At 63.2% G+C, this 15,646-nt stretch carries 12 protein-coding genes and 1 tRNA gene; 3 read left to right on the top strand and 10 right to left on the bottom strand.

The window, feature by feature from the left end; all coding sequences use genetic code 11:
* Nucleotides 1–148: 148 nt before the first annotated feature.
* Genes ACMT3I_RS15495 through ACMT3I_RS15470 form a run of 6 tightly spaced genes read right to left on the bottom strand, consistent with a single transcriptional unit; the run spans nucleotide 149 to nucleotide 6,986 of the window.
* Nucleotides 149–1,891 (bottom strand): CocE/NonD family hydrolase, encoded by a 1,743-nt coding sequence (locus ACMT3I_RS15495; protein WP_414805419.1) that lies wholly within the window; start codon nucleotides 1,889–1,891, stop codon nucleotides 149–151.
* Nucleotides 1,892–1,894: 3 nt separating this feature from the next.
* Entirely contained in the window at nucleotides 1,895–2,854 is a 960-nt protein-coding gene (locus ACMT3I_RS15490) for an MBL fold metallo-hydrolase (RefSeq protein ID WP_414805418.1), read from the bottom strand.
* Nucleotides 2,851–3,783: an alpha/beta hydrolase gene (locus ACMT3I_RS15485; RefSeq protein WP_414805417.1), complete on the bottom strand. Its 933-nt coding sequence runs from the start codon at nucleotides 3,781–3,783 to the stop codon at nucleotides 2,851–2,853. The genes ACMT3I_RS15490 and ACMT3I_RS15485 overlap by 4 nt, the downstream gene beginning before the upstream one ends.
* A 25-nt stretch (nucleotides 3,784–3,808) precedes the next feature.
* A complete protein-coding gene (locus tag ACMT3I_RS15480) occupies nucleotides 3,809–4,918 on the bottom strand; it encodes an FAD-dependent oxidoreductase (protein WP_414805416.1) in 1,110 nt (369 codons plus the stop codon).
* A gap of 56 nt (nucleotides 4,919–4,974) precedes the next feature.
* Nucleotides 4,975–5,928, bottom strand: coding sequence for a phosphotriesterase (locus ACMT3I_RS15475; protein ID WP_414805415.1), 954 nt, complete (start codon nucleotides 5,926–5,928; stop codon nucleotides 4,975–4,977).
* Nucleotides 5,929–5,939: 11 nt separating this feature from the next.
* On the bottom strand, nucleotides 5,940–6,986 hold the full coding sequence (locus ACMT3I_RS15470; protein ID WP_414805414.1) for a phosphotriesterase: 1,047 nt from the start codon (nucleotides 6,984–6,986) through the stop codon (nucleotides 5,940–5,942).
* 222 nt (nucleotides 6,987–7,208) lie between these two features.
* Between ACMT3I_RS15470 and ACMT3I_RS15465 the strand changes: the two genes are divergently transcribed.
* Nucleotides 7,209–7,826: a TetR/AcrR family transcriptional regulator gene (locus ACMT3I_RS15465; protein ID WP_414805413.1), complete on the top strand. Its 618-nt coding sequence runs from the start codon at nucleotides 7,209–7,211 to the stop codon at nucleotides 7,824–7,826.
* 16 nt (nucleotides 7,827–7,842) lie between these two features.
* Here the strand turns inward: ACMT3I_RS15465 and ACMT3I_RS15460 are convergent, their stop codons facing one another.
* Together ACMT3I_RS15460 and ACMT3I_RS15455 are read right to left on the bottom strand one after the other, a co-directional pair.
* Nucleotides 7,843–10,194 carry an arylsulfatase gene (locus ACMT3I_RS15460; RefSeq protein WP_414805412.1) on the bottom strand — a complete coding sequence of 784 codons (2,352 nt, stop codon included), beginning with the start codon at nucleotides 10,192–10,194 and terminating at the stop codon, nucleotides 7,843–7,845.
* Nucleotides 10,187–10,447, bottom strand: a complete 261-nt coding sequence (locus ACMT3I_RS15455) for a hypothetical protein (protein ID WP_414805411.1) — start codon at nucleotides 10,445–10,447, stop codon at nucleotides 10,187–10,189. Before ACMT3I_RS15455 ends, ACMT3I_RS15460 begins: the two co-directional genes overlap by 8 nt.
* Before the next feature lie 163 nt (nucleotides 10,448–10,610).
* Here ACMT3I_RS15455 and ACMT3I_RS15450 point away from each other — a divergent pair, with 163 nt between their 5' ends.
* On the top strand, nucleotides 10,611–12,890 hold the full coding sequence (locus ACMT3I_RS15450) for a LuxR C-terminal-related transcriptional regulator (RefSeq protein WP_414805410.1): 2,280 nt from the start codon (nucleotides 10,611–10,613) through the stop codon (nucleotides 12,888–12,890).
* Here the strand turns inward: ACMT3I_RS15450 and cls are convergent.
* Both cls and ACMT3I_RS15440 read right to left on the bottom strand, forming a co-directional pair.
* Nucleotides 12,876–14,351, bottom strand: a complete 1,476-nt coding sequence (cls, locus tag ACMT3I_RS15445) for a cardiolipin synthase (protein WP_414805409.1) — start codon at nucleotides 14,349–14,351, stop codon at nucleotides 12,876–12,878. The genes ACMT3I_RS15450 and cls overlap by 15 nt on opposite strands.
* Before the next feature lie 258 nt (nucleotides 14,352–14,609).
* Nucleotides 14,610–14,699 (bottom strand) — tRNA-Ser (locus ACMT3I_RS15440).
* Nucleotides 14,700–14,811: 112 nt separating this feature from the next.
* On the opposite strand from ACMT3I_RS15440, the gene ACMT3I_RS15435 reads away from it, so the two are divergent.
* A complete protein-coding gene (locus tag ACMT3I_RS15435) occupies nucleotides 14,812–15,642 on the top strand; it encodes an SGNH/GDSL hydrolase family protein (protein ID WP_414805408.1) in 831 nt (276 codons plus the stop codon).
* The last annotated feature ends 4 nt before the right edge of the window (nucleotides 15,643–15,646 follow it).

Here is a 15,646-nt window from a genome sequence, read left to right as displayed (position 1 = left end):
ACTCGTCCCTGAGGTTTCTGTGGTCGTGGATTATCCCGAGCCGCAGCCGTGAAACGGAATACACCAGGGAAATACAACTATCTGCGACAGGTTATCGCATTTGAACCATCACCTTCGTTCAAATGAACCCCCTGATCGGGGGCAGTATTCATCCGATAGTGCTGGCCTGAGGCGCGCGCACCGTATACGGCAGCACGAGCCGGGACTGGTACTCGGCATCTCGGTAGATCTTGTGCGTGACGGGACGACCGACCGGCAGGTGGAAGGCATCCGGAGGCAGGAGCGCGTTGTGCTCGTCCTGCAGCGGTTCGTTGTTCGAGAGCTCGACGACAATATGGTGGCCAGGCATGAATGTCGCCGCGAACGGATAGAGCCGCAGCACGTACTCCTCGATTCTCCCTGGCTCGACCGGCACCGCACGGGTATGCGGATGGATCGGGTTGCCCAGAGTGCTGCGCCCCTCGTCGAGCTCGCGGTGCGATGCCTTGAGGTAGCCGGTGGTGATGAGCTGGCGCTTACCGCCAGGCGCTTCATCCCAGAGGCGCAGGATGAAGTTCGTGTCGACCTGATCGATCTCGGCGAAGATGTGCGCGGCGCCGGTGCCGATCATCTCGACGGGCTCTTCAAACGGGGTGGTGCTCCACTTCAGGAATTCGACCTTGTCTGTCACGGTGAGCGGGGCCTGGTAGAAACCGTCTGGAGCTGCGTATTCGACGCCCATCGGCTCGGGTTCGGCTGAAAGCGCACGACGCGTACGCAGGTAAAGCGGCTTGTGCTCGACCTGCTTCGGCGGCCACCGATCGGCTGTCACGTTCTCGCGAGAGCCTTCGACGAAAACCGAGACGGCCGGCTCATCCATCACACCGTTGTCGATGCCCTTGATCCAGTAGTCGTACCAGCGGAACATCTTGTCGTGCTCTTCAACGAAGGGGCGCGACTGCATCGGCGGGTACGGACCGATGTCGAGCTTCTTCGGACCCTGCAGCGTGTTGAAGAGATCGATCGTGCCGTCGAGGGTCCAGCCGCGGCCCTGGTCGAGCTGCAGCCAAACCGGGATGTCAATGTTCTTCGCCAGGTTGATCGGGTTGCGTTCCTCGTACCACTCGCCGTCGACCTCGTTCATAGCGATGTCGAACCAGGCTTCGTGGTTCTTCGGGTAGTTCAGCACGTGGAACAAGTTGGGCCAGGCGGCCACATCCGGGTCGGCCAGACGTGCGGCGACCTTAGATTTGATCTCTTCTGCTGAGCAGGTTTCAAGCATCCGTGACTTGACGCCGTCGGTGAAGGCCCAGCCGGAGTCTCCCCCGCGGCCCTCACGCGCAGCTCGCGGCATCAGCCACATGATGCCGCCGTGGTAGGTGGTCTCGTAGAAGTCGTAGTGTCCACCTGAGACGAAGATCGCCTTGAGCGACGGGGGTCGCTCGGCCGCAGCGAGAATTTGCATCGAACCGAAATATGAGATGCCGATCATGCCGACGTTGCCATCGCACCAAGGCTGCGCGGCGACCCACTCGATGAAGTCGTATGCGTCCTGTCCGAGCGACACACCGCCGGCGTTGTAATTGCCGATGTGCTCTCCGTCTGAGGCGCCAGAACCACGCAGGTCACCGATGACGTGCACGTAGTCCTCTCTGACGACGCGTGCGATGTCACCTGCTTCGATGCATCCGTCCCACATGGGGCTCGGCCGCCGCTGCGGCGGCATCGTCAACGCGAGAGCCTGCAGCTCCTTGCCATACGGGCTCAGCGCGATGAGTGCGGGGCGCGGCTTGTCTTCAACGCCCTGGTAGGCATCGGCGGCCAGCGTGATTCCATCGCGCATCGGCACGCGCAGGTCTTTGCGCACGGCGATCGGCTGCCCACCGGCGTTCAGCGTGGGGAGTTTAGTCATGAGTCACAGCTCCTGGTTCTGGTTCTGTTTCGGAGTGAAAGTGCTGAGGTAGCCGTGCATCGTCGTGAAGAACGGCGAAGGCTCTAGCGCGGGATCGCCGGTGTAACCGAGCTCCTCGGCCACGGCGGCAAACGGCGAGTACGGGGAGTCGGTCACCTGTGGGCTGTCAGCGAGATACCGCTGCACGGCAGCATTGATGCGCGACTCGTTGTCGAGGCTTCCCTGCAGTGCTTCCGCAGCCTCGTGGCTGTCGAGTTCGACGCCGAACGCTGTCCCGTCGGCTCGACGGTACGGATGCCCAAGGTAGAGATGCCGGGGGCGGATGTCGTCGCGCAGGTACTCGAGGCTGGCCCGGTACTCCATCGGGCTCTCGTACCCAGGAAAGCCATTCGCCGCCCCATATGACTGCACGGCATCGCCAACGAAGACCGAATCCTGGCCATCAATCACGTAGGCCACCGCACCAGCCGTATGACCGGGAACCGCGTGCACCGACACGGTGACATCGCCGCCGAGTGAGATGGTCTCGCCGCCCCCGACGATCAGGTGTGGCTCCATCTCGCCGGAAATCACGGCGGCTGCGGATGCTGCCTGCCTGGCCTCGCCATCCGGATCGTTCAGGTACTGCGCGCGCCCGAGCAGGTACTCGTCGACGTGGGCTCGCCGCGAGCGCAGCAGCGGCGCATCCGCTTCGCTGATGACCACCTTGGCGCGGCGACCTGTCAGCTCCCAGAGGGCATACGCCCCACCGAGGTGATCGATGTGGCCGTGAGTGAGGAAGATCCACTGCACGTCGTCGATGTTGCGGCCCAGTGCTTCAAGCGCCGGCGCCATGCCCTTGGCGGGAGAGCTGGCGATACCCGTGTCGACGATGGCCAGTTCGGGAGCGTCGATCAGAAAGCTGTAGAGCCCGAAGCGACCCCACGGCGAGATCAGTGGATGGACGGCGACCTCGGTCGTCATCGGTCAGATCCCTGGCCGAGGAATTCGGCCGTCTGCTCGAATGCCCGGTAGTAGTCGGGGATCCAGGAGAAGTGCTGCACGAAGCCGTGTCCGGCACCCGCGTACCGCGTGATCGTTGTTGGCACTCCGGCGGCAGCCAGACGCTCTCCGTACAACTCACCCTCGTCGCGCAGCGGGTCGTATTCGCCGGTGATGATGAGTGCGGCAGGCAAGCCGGCGAGGTCATCGCGCTTGATCGGAGAGACCAGCGGATTCGCCGGGTCGGCGCCGCTGTTGAGATAGAAAGAGTTCCAGGGCTTCAGACCGATCGTCTCGAGGCCGTAGCCCCGCGCGTTCTCCCGCAGGGAGGCATAGCGCTCAACGTCGAAGTCGAGGTCGACCGACGGGTAGAAGAGCACCTGATGCGTGATGGCGTCGAAACCCTCATCGTGCGCCATCGCCGTGACAGCCGCGACGAAGTTGGCACCCGAGCTGTCGCCAACGAGTGCCAGCGTTGAGCCGTCCCAGTTGAGGACGTTGCCGTTCTCGGCCGCCCAGCGCACCACGTCGTAGCAGTCCTGCAGGCCGGCAGGATAGTCGGCTTCCGGCGCCAGACGGTAGTCGACCGAGACGACGGTGAAGCTGGTTTCCTTCGCGAGAGCGCGCGCGATGCCATCGTGGGTGTCCAGGCTGCCACAGAAGAATGCTCCGCCGTGGAAATACACGATTAGGCCTGAGGGATCTGCGTCGATCGGGGCGTAGATCCGAACCGGTACCTCGCGCGATTTCGTCGCGACGACCCTATCCACGACGAGAGCGAGCGGCAGGCGATAGGCAACAGGGGTGACCTGCTCCGCGTCGCCCGCGCGCAGCGCGATCGGATCGGGCCGCGTGTCGTCTGACGACGGAATGTGGGTGAGGATTTCGGCGATCTGGGGGTGAACCGGCATCAGGTGACCTCTTTCTCAGGCTTTCTTAGGCTTTGGCGGGGAACGCGGAGTCGACAGTCTGCGCATTCCAGCCGAGTCGCGAGATGCGCTGCAGCTCGTCGGTCACCGGCTTGCGGGTTGCCTGGTAAATCGCCAGGGAGTCTGTGACCGAGTCACCCTGCAGCAGCGCGTCAGCAAACCCACCGGCGTCGAGGATCGCGGAGTTCGCACCCTGACCCTGGTGGTGCAGCATCGCGTGCGCGGCATCGCCGAGCAGCGCGACCGAGTCGCTGTGCCAGGTGTCGACCGCGTCGATGTCGAACACCGAGCGGCTCGTCATTGCACTGATGTCGAGTGTGCGGGCCACGTCTACGATTCGCTCGTCGAAGCCATCCAGGATGCTCAGCAGGTAGTCGGTCGTGATCTCCGGCGCCCACGAGTCGTCATCCGACTGCGCGGTGATGTCAAACGAGAGCTGACCGCGGTGACGCAGCGGCAGGTTGTACGCGATTGTGCCGTTCTGCCCCATGTAGAAGCGCGGGTTGTCGTCGGTGACGAGACCGAAGGCATCCTCGATCGAAATGATTGTGCGGTAGGCGTGTTCGCCCGAGAAGACCGGCGGCTTGTCAGAGAACAGCTGGTTGCGCACTGTCGAGCGGATGCCATCTGCACCGATGACGAGGTCGGCGGTGACCGTCTCGCCGTTCTCGAAGACGAGGGTCGAGTGGTCACCGTTGTCGGTGATTGTCGACAGTTTGTGGCCGATGTGCACCATCCCGTCTGGCAGCGCGCCCAGCAGCGCTTCGATGAAGTCACCGCGGTGGATGATCCTGTTGTGATTGACCTGCTTGTATGCATGCAGGAACGGCCACTCCTCACTCGCGAACATCTGCTTGCCGTCGCCGGAGAAGATCTCGAGGTGGTCGCTCGGTGAACTGACAGCGGCGATCGCGTCGAACATGCCCCAGGCGCGGAACAGCTCCACCGACGGCGGGCGCAGGCCGATGCCGGCACCGACTTGGGCGAGAGCGGATGCCTGCTCATAGACGTGTACGTTTTCAGCGCCGATGCTCTGCAGCGCTTTGGCCGCCGATGCGCCGCCGTAGCCGCCGCCGACAATGGCGATGTTCAGGTCTTTGATTTCGGAAGACTTCATTGTTCTTACCTTTCGTCGACGCGTCAGTGCGCCGGAGTGACTCTGTAGCGGAGGTTCTAGATCTTGATGCCGAGAAAATCGGCGGGATTGTCGACGAAGATCCTGCGGATGGTGCCCTCATCGACCCCGACAGAGCGGAGGTCGGGGATGAGGTCCTCAAAGATGTAATTCACCGTGTGGCCCTTCACTCCTGCCCAGCCGAGGGCGCTGCAGTTCGCGTCAGCACCGGCGAGGGCCTGGTCCAGGTGGCCGGCGTTGATGAAGCGCAGGAAGTGGTCGAGACGTTCCTTGCGCGGCCTGGCCCAGAACGGTGGGTCTTCGAGTTCGGTCTCGTAGCCGAACGTGTCGAAGCCGACACGGCCGCCCTGCTCGGCGATCCAGGTGTCGCGGGTTTTGTCGGCATTCACTCCGTCGTCCGCGTGCCCGAACAGCACCCGGTCAAGAGGCAGGCCCTCTTCGGTGAAGATCGCGATCGACGTCTCGGCGTCGATCGCTAGGTGGGTGAGGATGGGAACGCCCGTAGTCAGCGCTGCGCGAGCCGCAGCCCGATAGATGCGCTTGTCGAGCTCCGTCATCCGGCCTCCCCGACTCACGCCGACCTTGATCACACCGGCCTTGCTACCCGTGTTACCGATACCGACAGTGATCTCGTGGATGAACTGCGCGGTGAGGTACTCGACGCTTGCGTTGGCGAAAATCGGTAGCGCGGTGTCTCCCCCGACGAATCCCGTGCAGGCGACGATGTTGACGCCCGTCTTAGCCGAGAGCGACTTGTAATAGTCGATGTCGCGGCCGTTGCAGATTCCCGTCGCATCCACGAAGGTGCCGCCACCGAGTTCTCGGAATCTACGGAGCTTCGGTACCGTCTCCTCGTAACGCTGCTCGGGGCTCTTCCACCATGTGGTGTCCAGTTCGGAGCCTGGCATGCCGTATCCGATGTGTTCGTGGATGGCGACGTAGCCCAGTTCCTCTGTCGATATCGGTCCCAGGACCGTGTTCACTCGTGACACTGCACTCACCTTCAGCAGACTCGGAGTTCGATGGCCGGCTGCGCGGCGCGCACCCTCAGCAGATTGCTCGGGTTGCCGACGAGGATCTGTCGGATGTCCGCCGCCCCGACACCACGGGACTCAAGCAGGGGGACGAAATCGGTGAGCACAGCGGTGTACGACGCAGTGCTGGCCGGGTGGCCCTTGGCCGAGCCGGTCGCGTTGCTTGAGAGCAGGATGCGTTCGACGAGGCCGGCCGCGACAAGCTCGGCCACGAGAGTGGCGCGTTCAGCATCGGTGATGTGATCCGCGTCGTCGCTGCCGACGTGGTCGATGGCAACGTATGCGCCCACCATCGCGACGGCGAACGGCGCACCGGCAGTGATGGCATCCGTGCGGTCGAGGCCGCCGACAACGATGCGGTCGGCAGGGAGGTGCTCGTCGAGGACGATCGTGAGATCGTGCACCGCCTGCTGCCCGAACCGGATGGACAGCCCAGTTCCGGTATGCAGGGCGGCCCTGGCTGCTCCGCGGAACAGGCTCTCGTCGGTTGCCGTCATGCCGGTTCGCGTCGCGGCGGTGGTCACCAGACCAGCGGCACCTCGGCGCTCGACTCGGGCGACGACCATGCCATCCGTCACCTCTTTAGCGAACAGGTCGGCGAACTTCTCGGCCGGCCACGGGGTCGGCGGGTTGGTCTGTGGCGTGAGGAAGTAGCCCCCGAGCATCTCTTCGGGGCCCATGCCCGTCGAGGCGACGATGTGCACGCCCGTCGAGCGGGACAGCGCTTCGTACAGCTTCACGTCACGGCCATGGAACATGCCGGTGCTGTCAACAATGGTGCCGCCACCTACCGCCTTGAACGCGGTCAGCTGCGCGGCGAGGGAGTCGAAGATCTCGGCTCGATCGATATCGATGTCGAATGCGTGCTCGGCCCCCGGGATCACCGACAGGAGAGCCTCGTGAACTGCCACCACGCCGAGCGCGTCGGCAGAGATAGGGCCAAGGACCGTGTTGACCGTCGTGCTCATACCGGCGCTGAACGCGCCGCCCTCGTCGACAGGTGGGTGTTGACTCACTGGCTTCTCCCTCGAAGCTCGGATGCGAACAAAGCTGCGGCGCCCCGGGTCTGGTCGAGCCAGCGCGGCGCTGCGTTGTCGTTGACTTTACATCATGTCAAGCTAATTGACGCAAGGTAAATCACGGGCACTCGCATGCTCTTCGGGCCACCATCCCGAAGCCGCGTCGCCTTGCCGATCTCGCGCCTGAGGTACACCGTGGTTGAACTGTAGGGTTACCTCATGCCGTCACTGCGCGAATCCCAGAAGCAGCTGACCCGCGACACGATCATCGATCGCTCGCTCGAGCTGTTTACGGCCAAGGGCTACGCGGCCACGACGATCGACGAGATCGCGACGGCCGCAGGCACGACACGAGTCACGTTCTACGCCCACTTTCCCTCGCGCGCAGAATTGATGGCGGGCTTCATGACCCGCGTCAACTCTGTTCTCGACCGAGCATTCGGCCCCGACCAGCCGTCGACTGCGCCCGAACTTGTCGACGTGGTGCGTGCGGGCGAGTTGCCGGACATCCTCGCCTGGATCGAGTCGCGGGCTGCACTCTGGCCAGTATTTCGGCCGTACCTCGATGTCATCGACCAGGCAGCCGGTGTCGACCCCGAGGTTGAAGCAATGCTGGATGCCTGGCGCGAAGAGGTCGTCTCAGACATCGTGCGGGGCCTTGAACTGGCTGGCCGCTTCTCGGCCGAGACCCACCACATCCGCGGTGCTCTCGCCTATAACCAGCTCAACTACGTCGCCACCCTGTGGACCCGCCGAAGGTACGAGCCCAATCGCGAGCACGCGCTCGAGGTGCTCGCCAACAGCTGGTTCCACCTGCTCAGCGACGACGAAGGCTGAGCAGGTGGTGCCGGCGCTATTGGAGCGCTGTGGCGGCCCTCATCCTGTCGTCGGCTGAAATCAGATGATCGTGACTGTCGGTTCCGGTCTGCAGCCGTACCCAGTTCACCGTTCCCTGAAAGTGCACCTCGGCTTCGTAGTCTTCACTCACGGGAGTGCCGGTGTCGAGCCCGACGTCGAGCGTCTCGTCAGCTGAATACAGCAGGGGAACTGTCGCGCCAATGTGTCCACCACCCACCTCGGCGCCGTCGATAGAGAACGTGACGTTCCCGCCTTTGGCGAGGCCACCACCGTCGTAGGCGAAGTCCATCCGCACCTCGTGCACGCCAGCGGGTACCGCCGTGGTCGCCGATGCGTAGAAGCGCTGCAGACCGGCCAGGTTGTGGCAGTACTTCGGTATTCCACCGTGCAGGTACAGGCTCCATCCGGCGAACGCGCCGCCTTGGGAGACGATCACGCCGTCGGCGCCGCGCTCCGGTACGACGATTTCTGCTGTGATCGAGTGCGACTTGTTCTTGAGGTTCAGCACCGAGTTCTCGCTGAGTCGCGACATGCTGCCGTAGAGCAACTGGGTCTCCCCTGCGACGAGTTGCGGTCTTCCAGCAATGTCGGAGTTGAAGCGTTCGATGCGCCGGTCGTCGAGCGGCAGCACGTTGTACTTCACCGCTTCGATCAGCCAGAGCCGCTTCAATTCTTCGAGCTTCTTCGGCTGCTCTGCCGCAAGATCGTGCGCCTGCGACCAGTCGGTTGTGGTGTCGTAGAGTTCCCAGACGTCGTCGTCGAGTGGCGGGAGCTGTGCGTTGAACAACCACGGAACACTGTGCCTGGTGACCGCCGTCCACCCCTTGTGGTAGATGCCACGATTGCACGCCACCTCGAAATACTGCGTCTCGCGAGCCTCAGGAGCATCAGCTTCGTTGAACGAATATGACATCGACACCCCGTGATACGGCATCTGCTGGATGCCGTTGACGAACCTCGGTTCTGGGATGCGCGCCACGTCGAGAATTGTCGACGCGACATCGATCAGGTGATGGAACTGGTGACGGACCTCACCATGGGCGGCTATCCCTGTAGGCCAGTGCACGATCGTGCCAACACGAGTTCCCCCGAAGTGCGACGCCACCTGCTTGGTCCACTGGAATGGCGTGTTCATCGCAAGCGCCCATCCCACCGCGTAGTGGTTGTACGAGCTGACGGTGCCGAATTCATCGATGCGCGACGCCATGAAGTCTTCGGTCTCCAGATCGGCGAGGCCGTTGAGCGAGATCATTTCGTTGAAGGTGCCATTCGGAGTGCCCTCTGCACTGGCGCCATTGTCACCGATGATCACGTAGAGCAGGGTGTCGTCGAGGATGCCGAGGCCATCGAGCGCGTCGATGATGCGTGCGACCTGGTGGTCGGTGTGCTCAAGGAAGCCTGCGTAGAGTTCCATCTGCCGCGCGAGCACTGGCTTGAGCACGTCAGAGAGTGAGTCCCACGCGTCGATCTCGTCAGGTCGTTCGGTGAGCTGAGTGCCTTCTGGCACGACTCCCAGCTGAATCTGCCGTGCCAGCGTCTCTTCGCGAATGGCGTCCCAGCCCCGATCGAACGCACCCTTGTATTTGGAGCTCCACTCAGGCGCTACATGGTGTGGGGCGTGGGTGGCGCCAGGCGCGTAGTACATGAAGATCGGCTTGTCTGGCATCAGCGACTTCTGCTGGTGCAGCCAATCAACAGCGTGATCGGTGAGGTCCTCAGTGAGGTGATATCCCTCCTCCGGTGTCTTGGGCGGTTCAACCGGCGTTGTTCCTTCATAGAGTGCCGGATACCACTGGTTGGTCTCTGCCCCCACGAATCCGTAGAAGTAGTCGAATCCGCTGCCGGTCGGCCACTGGCCGTAAGGCCCTGCCGGACTGGTCTCCCACACAGGCACCTCGTGGCACTTGCCGAACTGGGCCGTGGCATAGCCGTTCAGGTTCAGTGTTTCGGCCAAAGGGGCAGCGCTGTCAGGTCGCACTGAACTGTATCCGGGCGCGGATGTCGCGATCTCGGTGATACCGCCCATTCCGACAGCGTGGTGGTTGCGGCCGGTCAGCAGTGCTTGCCGAGACGGCGAGCAGAGCGCTGTCGTATGAAAGCGGTCAAAACGCAGGCCTTCGCCGGCGAGCTTTTCAAATGTGGGCGTGTGACATGGTCCCCCGAAAACTGAGGACGAGCCGAACCCGGCGTCGTCGATCATGATCACGACGACATTCGGCGCCCCCGTCGGAGCGCTAATCGCCGTGATAGGAGCGAACTTCGTGTCTGGATCCTTGGCGTCGAACGTGATCAATCCAACATGCTCACGGTGCGGGATCGGCAGATTGGACCGCGATGTTTCAGTCATTGGTACTTTCCTCCATGTCGTGGCCCTGTGGCGCCTGCGATGATTCCGGCGTGACCCGATTGACTGAGATGAGCTCGATGGTCAGGTCTCTGAGGCCTTCGAGCACTCCCAACAATTGGGCCTGATCGAGGATCAACCCCACGAGATGGGTCATTCCGTTCTCGATCCGGCTCACCGTGAATCCGTCGAGTGCCGCGACAAGCGACGGACTCAACGTGCCTCTGACGACGATCTCGAACGTCTCGGCACCCACGGTTCACCCTTCCGACCGCGCCCCGACCTATCGGGGTGCAATGGGCTCATCCTCTGCCGCGGTATTACCCGCGGCGTCACCCCCGAAGGATGATTGGACGCTGCCGTAGCCACTGCCGCGGCACGGTGCCACACTGAAAAACACGTCGCCGAGGAGAGCCAGCATGGTCAGTGGACGCTTCACTCCCGCGTATTCAGTTGATCGTCCTGGGCTGCGCGAAACCCTTGATGGCGCACTCACCCGGCCTCTCACCGCCCTCATCGCGCAGGCTGGTGCTGGAAAATCAGTGCTGGTCACACAGTGGTCCAACGCGCATCCGGAGGTGCCATGCGTGTGGATGGACATGACGGATGCCGACGACGAGCCCGCGCATTTCGCGCGCGGCCTCTTATCCGCCATCGGCACTCTCGGCGACGGCCCGCGGGATCCCGACGCTCTCGACGCGCTCGACGCACTGGACACTCTCGAGGCACGAACAGCGCTCGGCCTCACCCCAGAGTGTGTCAGCACCCTGTCGGCCCATCTTGCGTCGCTCGGCACCCTCGTCATCGTGCTCGATGACCTTCATCATGTGTCAGAGCGTGGCGTGAGATACCTGGCCCAGCTCGTCAGTGCTGCGCCGCCTTCGACCCATTTCATCGTGACCAGCCGGGTCGACCTACGCCTCGCATGGGGCCGCAATCGTTTGCGCAGTGACGTGCTCGAGCTCCGTCAAAGCGACCTGGCAATGACCGTCGACGATTCCAGCCAATTGGTGTCGCGCATTACCGGCCTTGAACTCGACAGGTCGAGTATCGAGGTACTCGTCGAACGAACCGAAGGCTGGGTGGCTGGCCTGCAGCTGGCCGCCATGACAATCCGGCTTCGCCAGGACCCGACGGAGTTCATCGCTGAGTTCAGTGGTTCAGACCGGCTGGTTGCCGACTATCTCAGTGAAGAGGTGCTGCATGCCCTGCCAGACGACGACCGCCGCTCATTGTTGGAAATGGCGGTGCTCGACCAGCTGAGTGCCGCACTCATTGCAGACCTCTCTCTCGGCCCTGCTGGTGCGGCTGGTGCTGCCGGCGCTGCTCTGTGGGCACGGCTGGACCGCGAGTCAATGTTTCTGATTCCCCTCGATTCTGGCCGGGAATGGTTCCGCTTCCACCGACTCTTTCGCGATCTGTTGAGGTACAGGCTGCGTGAGGAGGACGGAACCGCAGAACCCCGCATTCTGGTTCGGGCCGCCGAATGGCACCTGCAGCGCGGTGAGACCAGACCGGCGGTCCAATATCTGCTCCGCGCTCGCGAGTGGGATCTCGCGTGCGACGTGATCCTGGACTACGGGTCCACTGCATTCGAGAACGTGGATGCTGCAATGGTCGTGAAGTGGATCACAGGTATTCCCGAGCGTATTCGGTCGCCGAAGATTGGCATCCGCTTGCTCCACGGGAGTCTCACTGCGGCCAGCGGGAGTGCGGTTGAAGCCGAGACCATCCTGCGAGCCGTTGCAGCAGATCCCCGACGCTCTATCGGCGAGTCGGCCTGCGCGCACGCGTTCCTCGCGTCACTGGCTGAGTGGCGCCCGAACCCGTCGCGCTCGATCGACTGGGCGGAATCTGCGCTGGCTGATTTGGCGATGCTGGGTGACGCAGTATTGCCGAACCTTCTCGGGCTCACCGATCAAGACTCGTTGGAGACCATCGCGATGGTTTCGGCCGGTCGCGCACAGTTCTTTGCCGCCAATCCATCAATCGCACGCAACTGGTTGCAGCGAGCGCTCTCGGCGCCAGGTGCCGGCCACTCGATCTGGCGTGTTGCCGCTCTCGGTTCCCTCGCGCTCATTGAGGCGTGGCACAAGAACACCAGTGCCGCCTCGACCTTGGCCGCAGAAGCACTCGCGCTCTCCCAGCAGCTAAGCCTGCGAGAGCATCCGGCAACTGCAGACGCTTTTCTCGCGACATCCATTGCTGCCAACCAACGAGGGGACTCCACTCAAGCTGCGTTCATGCTTCACGAAGCGAATGTCAGGATCACGGCGAACGGCCGCACCCAGCTCAAATGGGTTGCATGTGCTGCAGAGCTGAGCATGAACGGTGCGCGAGGCAGTGTCGACGGGCGACCGCTTGGCCCCCCTCCACGCGTCGTGGCCAATGCGCTGCTCGTCGTCGATGCCCACATGCCAGCACCCGCACCAGCCCTCACCGAGACGCTCACTGAACGCGAACGTGAGGTGCTGGTACTGCTCCCCACCCGGCTGACCAATGTGGAACTCGCTGGCAGGTACTTCGTTTCGGTGAACACCATCAAGACCCACATCGCGCACATCTTCCGCAAGCTCGGTGTTACCAACCGCGGGGCGGCGATCACCAGGGCGATGCAGCTGGGACTGCTGCATTCACGGGAGCCTGAGCTGGATGTTGCCGCGCCTGCTGCTGCGCGCCCACGCCTACTGCAGCGCTGAGGTGAGGCGAGCGACCCCATCGAGGAACGTGGCAGAGGCCGGCTCCTTCTCCCACTCTTCGCGCGTGAGTTGCCGGCCGGCGTCGCGGTAGCCCTGCTCGACGGCGCGCATTTGGTCGACGAATGCGCGACCACGCACGAGAAGCGTCACCTCAGAGTTGAGGGCGAATGAGCGAATGTCCATATTGCTCGATCCGATCACTGCCACGTCGTCGTCAATCGAGAGGTGCTTCGAGTGCAGGATGTATGGACCAGGATAGAGCCAGATCTTCACGCCGGCCCGTAGCAGCGGCGCATAGTAAGACCGTTGGGCGTGCCACACCGATCCCTGATCCCCGATCTCCGACACAAACAATTGCACGTCGAGGCCGCGATGGCAGGCGGAGGTGATCGCGTACATCATCGCTTCATCCGGCACGAAATAGGGACTGGTGATGATCACCTTGCTCTGCGCGGAGGTGACAAGGGTGAGGAACTGGCGCAGGTTGTTCTCGCCGTCGTAGCCCGGCCCGCTCGGCACAACCTGGCAGTCAAGTGCATCCGGCGACGGATCGGCTGGCACGTCGATGGCTGGCACATTCGCATCATCACCGAGCAGTAGCTCGTCGGTCTCCGAGTACCAGTCGGACAGGAAGACGCCGTTCATCGCCGTCACGGTCGGACCGGTGACCCTGGCCACCAGCTCCTGCCATTGCAGACCGCGGGCAAGATTCTTCTTCGTGTTGTAGCTGCGGTCGATGAGGTTCTGCGAGCCCATGTAGCCCACCCGCCCGTCCACGACGACGATCTTGCGGTGGTTGCGGAGGTCGGGCCTCGAATACTCCCCCTTGAACGGGCGCACCGGCAGCATGTAGTGCCACGCCACCCCGATGCGGTCGAGTTCTGCGAAGGTCTCCTTGCTGCCGACCGCGCGACGGGATGCCACGTAGTCGGCCAACAGCCGCACGGGCACGCCACGCTGCACGGCCCGTTCGAGCGCCGCGAAGAATCCCTTGGTCGTGGCATCGAACGAGACGATGAAGTACTCAACGTGCACGAACCGCTCCGCTGTGTCGATCTCGGCAGTCATGGCATCGATCGACGCCTGATAGTCCCCGATGAGTGTCGCGGTGTTGCCGCCGACAGCGGGCAGCGAGCCCAGGTCCTGGTTCTGGTGCACCAGGGAGGCGAACCAGACCGGCCAGTTCGAGCGGTCGCCCACCAGGTCGAGCCCGGCGGCGCGCTCCTGGATGATCTGGTTCAGCTCGTCCTGCTTCTCCCTGCGCCTCTTCGGCAGCCTCGGGCTCCCGATGATGAGGAACAGGATGATGCCGACGAATGGGATGAGGAAGATTGCGAGCAGCCATGCCATCGCGGCGGTTGGCTTGCGATCCCGCGGCACGATGATGAGAGCGGCGATGCGGATGGCCAAATCGGCGAGTATCAGGATGCCGCCAACTATCGAGGTGATCTCACCGTTCATCGGCGGCCTCCGTTCGTCGGGCCTGCAGGGGCACGGTATTGCTGGAAAGCTATCCGGTGACTGCGCAACAGGCATCACCCTGATGGGATGACGATCCCCCTTCGCCCCGTTGCACAAGCGAATGCTGACCTGGCAGCGGGGCGGCTGTGTGAGCTATGGGCGCCCGTAAGCACGGGCGTCCTCTGCAGGGTCGCGCGCGGTAGAAAGCGAAAACCCCCTGACCCGGGTGTCTAGACACGGGGTTCAAGGGGTTTTCTGTGGCGGTACCGGTGGGATTTGAACCCACGGTGGAGTCTCCCCCACACAACTTTTCGAGAGTTGCACCTTCGGCCGCTCGGACACGGTACCGAGGACGATTGTAGTTGAGAAAGTAGCATCGACGCGAATCGGGCCCACGGGTCGGCGCGTCCGCTGACAATCTGCTCAGACGAGCGTCGGTGGCTCGTTGTATTCTCGGCTGGTGACATCCGCTCAGCCTGCCCTTCGAAACCTCGCCATCACCGCCGCATCATTGGCGGCCGCCGCCGGGATCGGCTTCGCTGCGAGCGTGAACTACAAGAAGTTCCGCCGCCGCATCGCCGAGAACGCCGTCGTGCTCAACCAGACGCTGCCCATCAACTCGAAATGGTGGCGCGACCACGCAAAAGAGAAGGGCGAGCTTCTCTACGTCGCCATCGGCGACAGCGCGGCGCAGGGCATCGGGGCCAGCGCTCCCAATCGAGGCTACGTCGGGCTGCTGGCCGATCACATCCGTCTGGCCACCGGCCGCACCGTGCGCGTACTCAATCTCAGCGTGTCCGGTGCGACGGTTGAGCTCGCCGTGCGCGACCAGCTGCCGCGCTTCGTGAAGCTCTCACCCGATGTCGTCACGGTTGCCATCGGCGCCAACGACATCGCGAACTGGGATCCGGTCGTCTTCGAATCCGGCATCCGCGAGATCTTCGCCACCCTGCCGCCATACGCCATCGTGGCCGACCTACCCTGCTTCCATCTGCCGCCCAACGAGCGCAAGGTCGCGGTGGCGAACCAGATCGTGCGCCACGTCGCCGCCGAGTACGGCCTCACCGTCGCGCCGCTGCATGCCACGACCAAACGTCAGGGGCTGCGCAGCGTGGCCACCCAGTTCGCCAATGACATGTTCCATCCCAATGACCGCGGGTATCGGGTGTGGGCTGAGGCGTTCCTGCCCGCCTTGAGCGCGGATCTCGCTGAACGTTTTCCACAGGCACATGCGGACGACCTCAGCGCACAGGTTGCGTCCCTGACCGAGAGTGTCAGCGGTCAGAACTAGGCTC

The organism is Leifsonia sp. A12D58 (assembly GCF_047530025.1).
Lineage (GTDB): Bacteria > Actinomycetota > Actinomycetes > Actinomycetales > Microbacteriaceae > Cryobacterium.
The sequence above is the reverse complement of the archived record's forward strand: the minus strand, read 5'-3'. Positions and strand labels throughout refer to the sequence as shown.

What these genes read in the sequence shown, in the direction of transcription:
- ACMT3I_RS15495 (WP_414805419.1), bottom strand. Translation starts at nt 1,891, where the DNA reads ATGACTAAACTCCCCACGCTGAACGCCGGTGGGCAGCCGATCGCCGTG.
- ACMT3I_RS15490 (WP_414805418.1), bottom strand. Translation starts at nt 2,854, where the DNA reads ATGACGACCGAGGTCGCCGTCCATCCACTGATCTCGCCGTGGGGTCGC.
- ACMT3I_RS15485 (WP_414805417.1), bottom strand. Translation starts at nt 3,783, where the DNA reads ATGCCGGTTCACCCCCAGATCGCCGAAATCCTCACCCACATTCCGTCG.
- ACMT3I_RS15480 (WP_414805416.1), bottom strand. Translation starts at nt 4,918, where the DNA reads ATGAAGTCTTCCGAAATCAAAGACCTGAACATCGCCATTGTCGGCGGC.
- ACMT3I_RS15465 (WP_414805413.1), top strand. Translation starts at nt 7,209, where the DNA reads ATGCCGTCACTGCGCGAATCCCAGAAGCAGCTGACCCGCGACACGATC.
- ACMT3I_RS15460 (WP_414805412.1), bottom strand. Translation starts at nt 10,194, where the DNA reads ATGACTGAAACATCGCGGTCCAATCTGCCGATCCCGCACCGTGAGCAT.
- ACMT3I_RS15450 (WP_414805410.1), top strand. Translation starts at nt 10,611, where the DNA reads ATGGTCAGTGGACGCTTCACTCCCGCGTATTCAGTTGATCGTCCTGGG.
- cls (WP_414805409.1), bottom strand. Translation starts at nt 14,351, where the DNA reads ATGAACGGTGAGATCACCTCGATAGTTGGCGGCATCCTGATACTCGCC.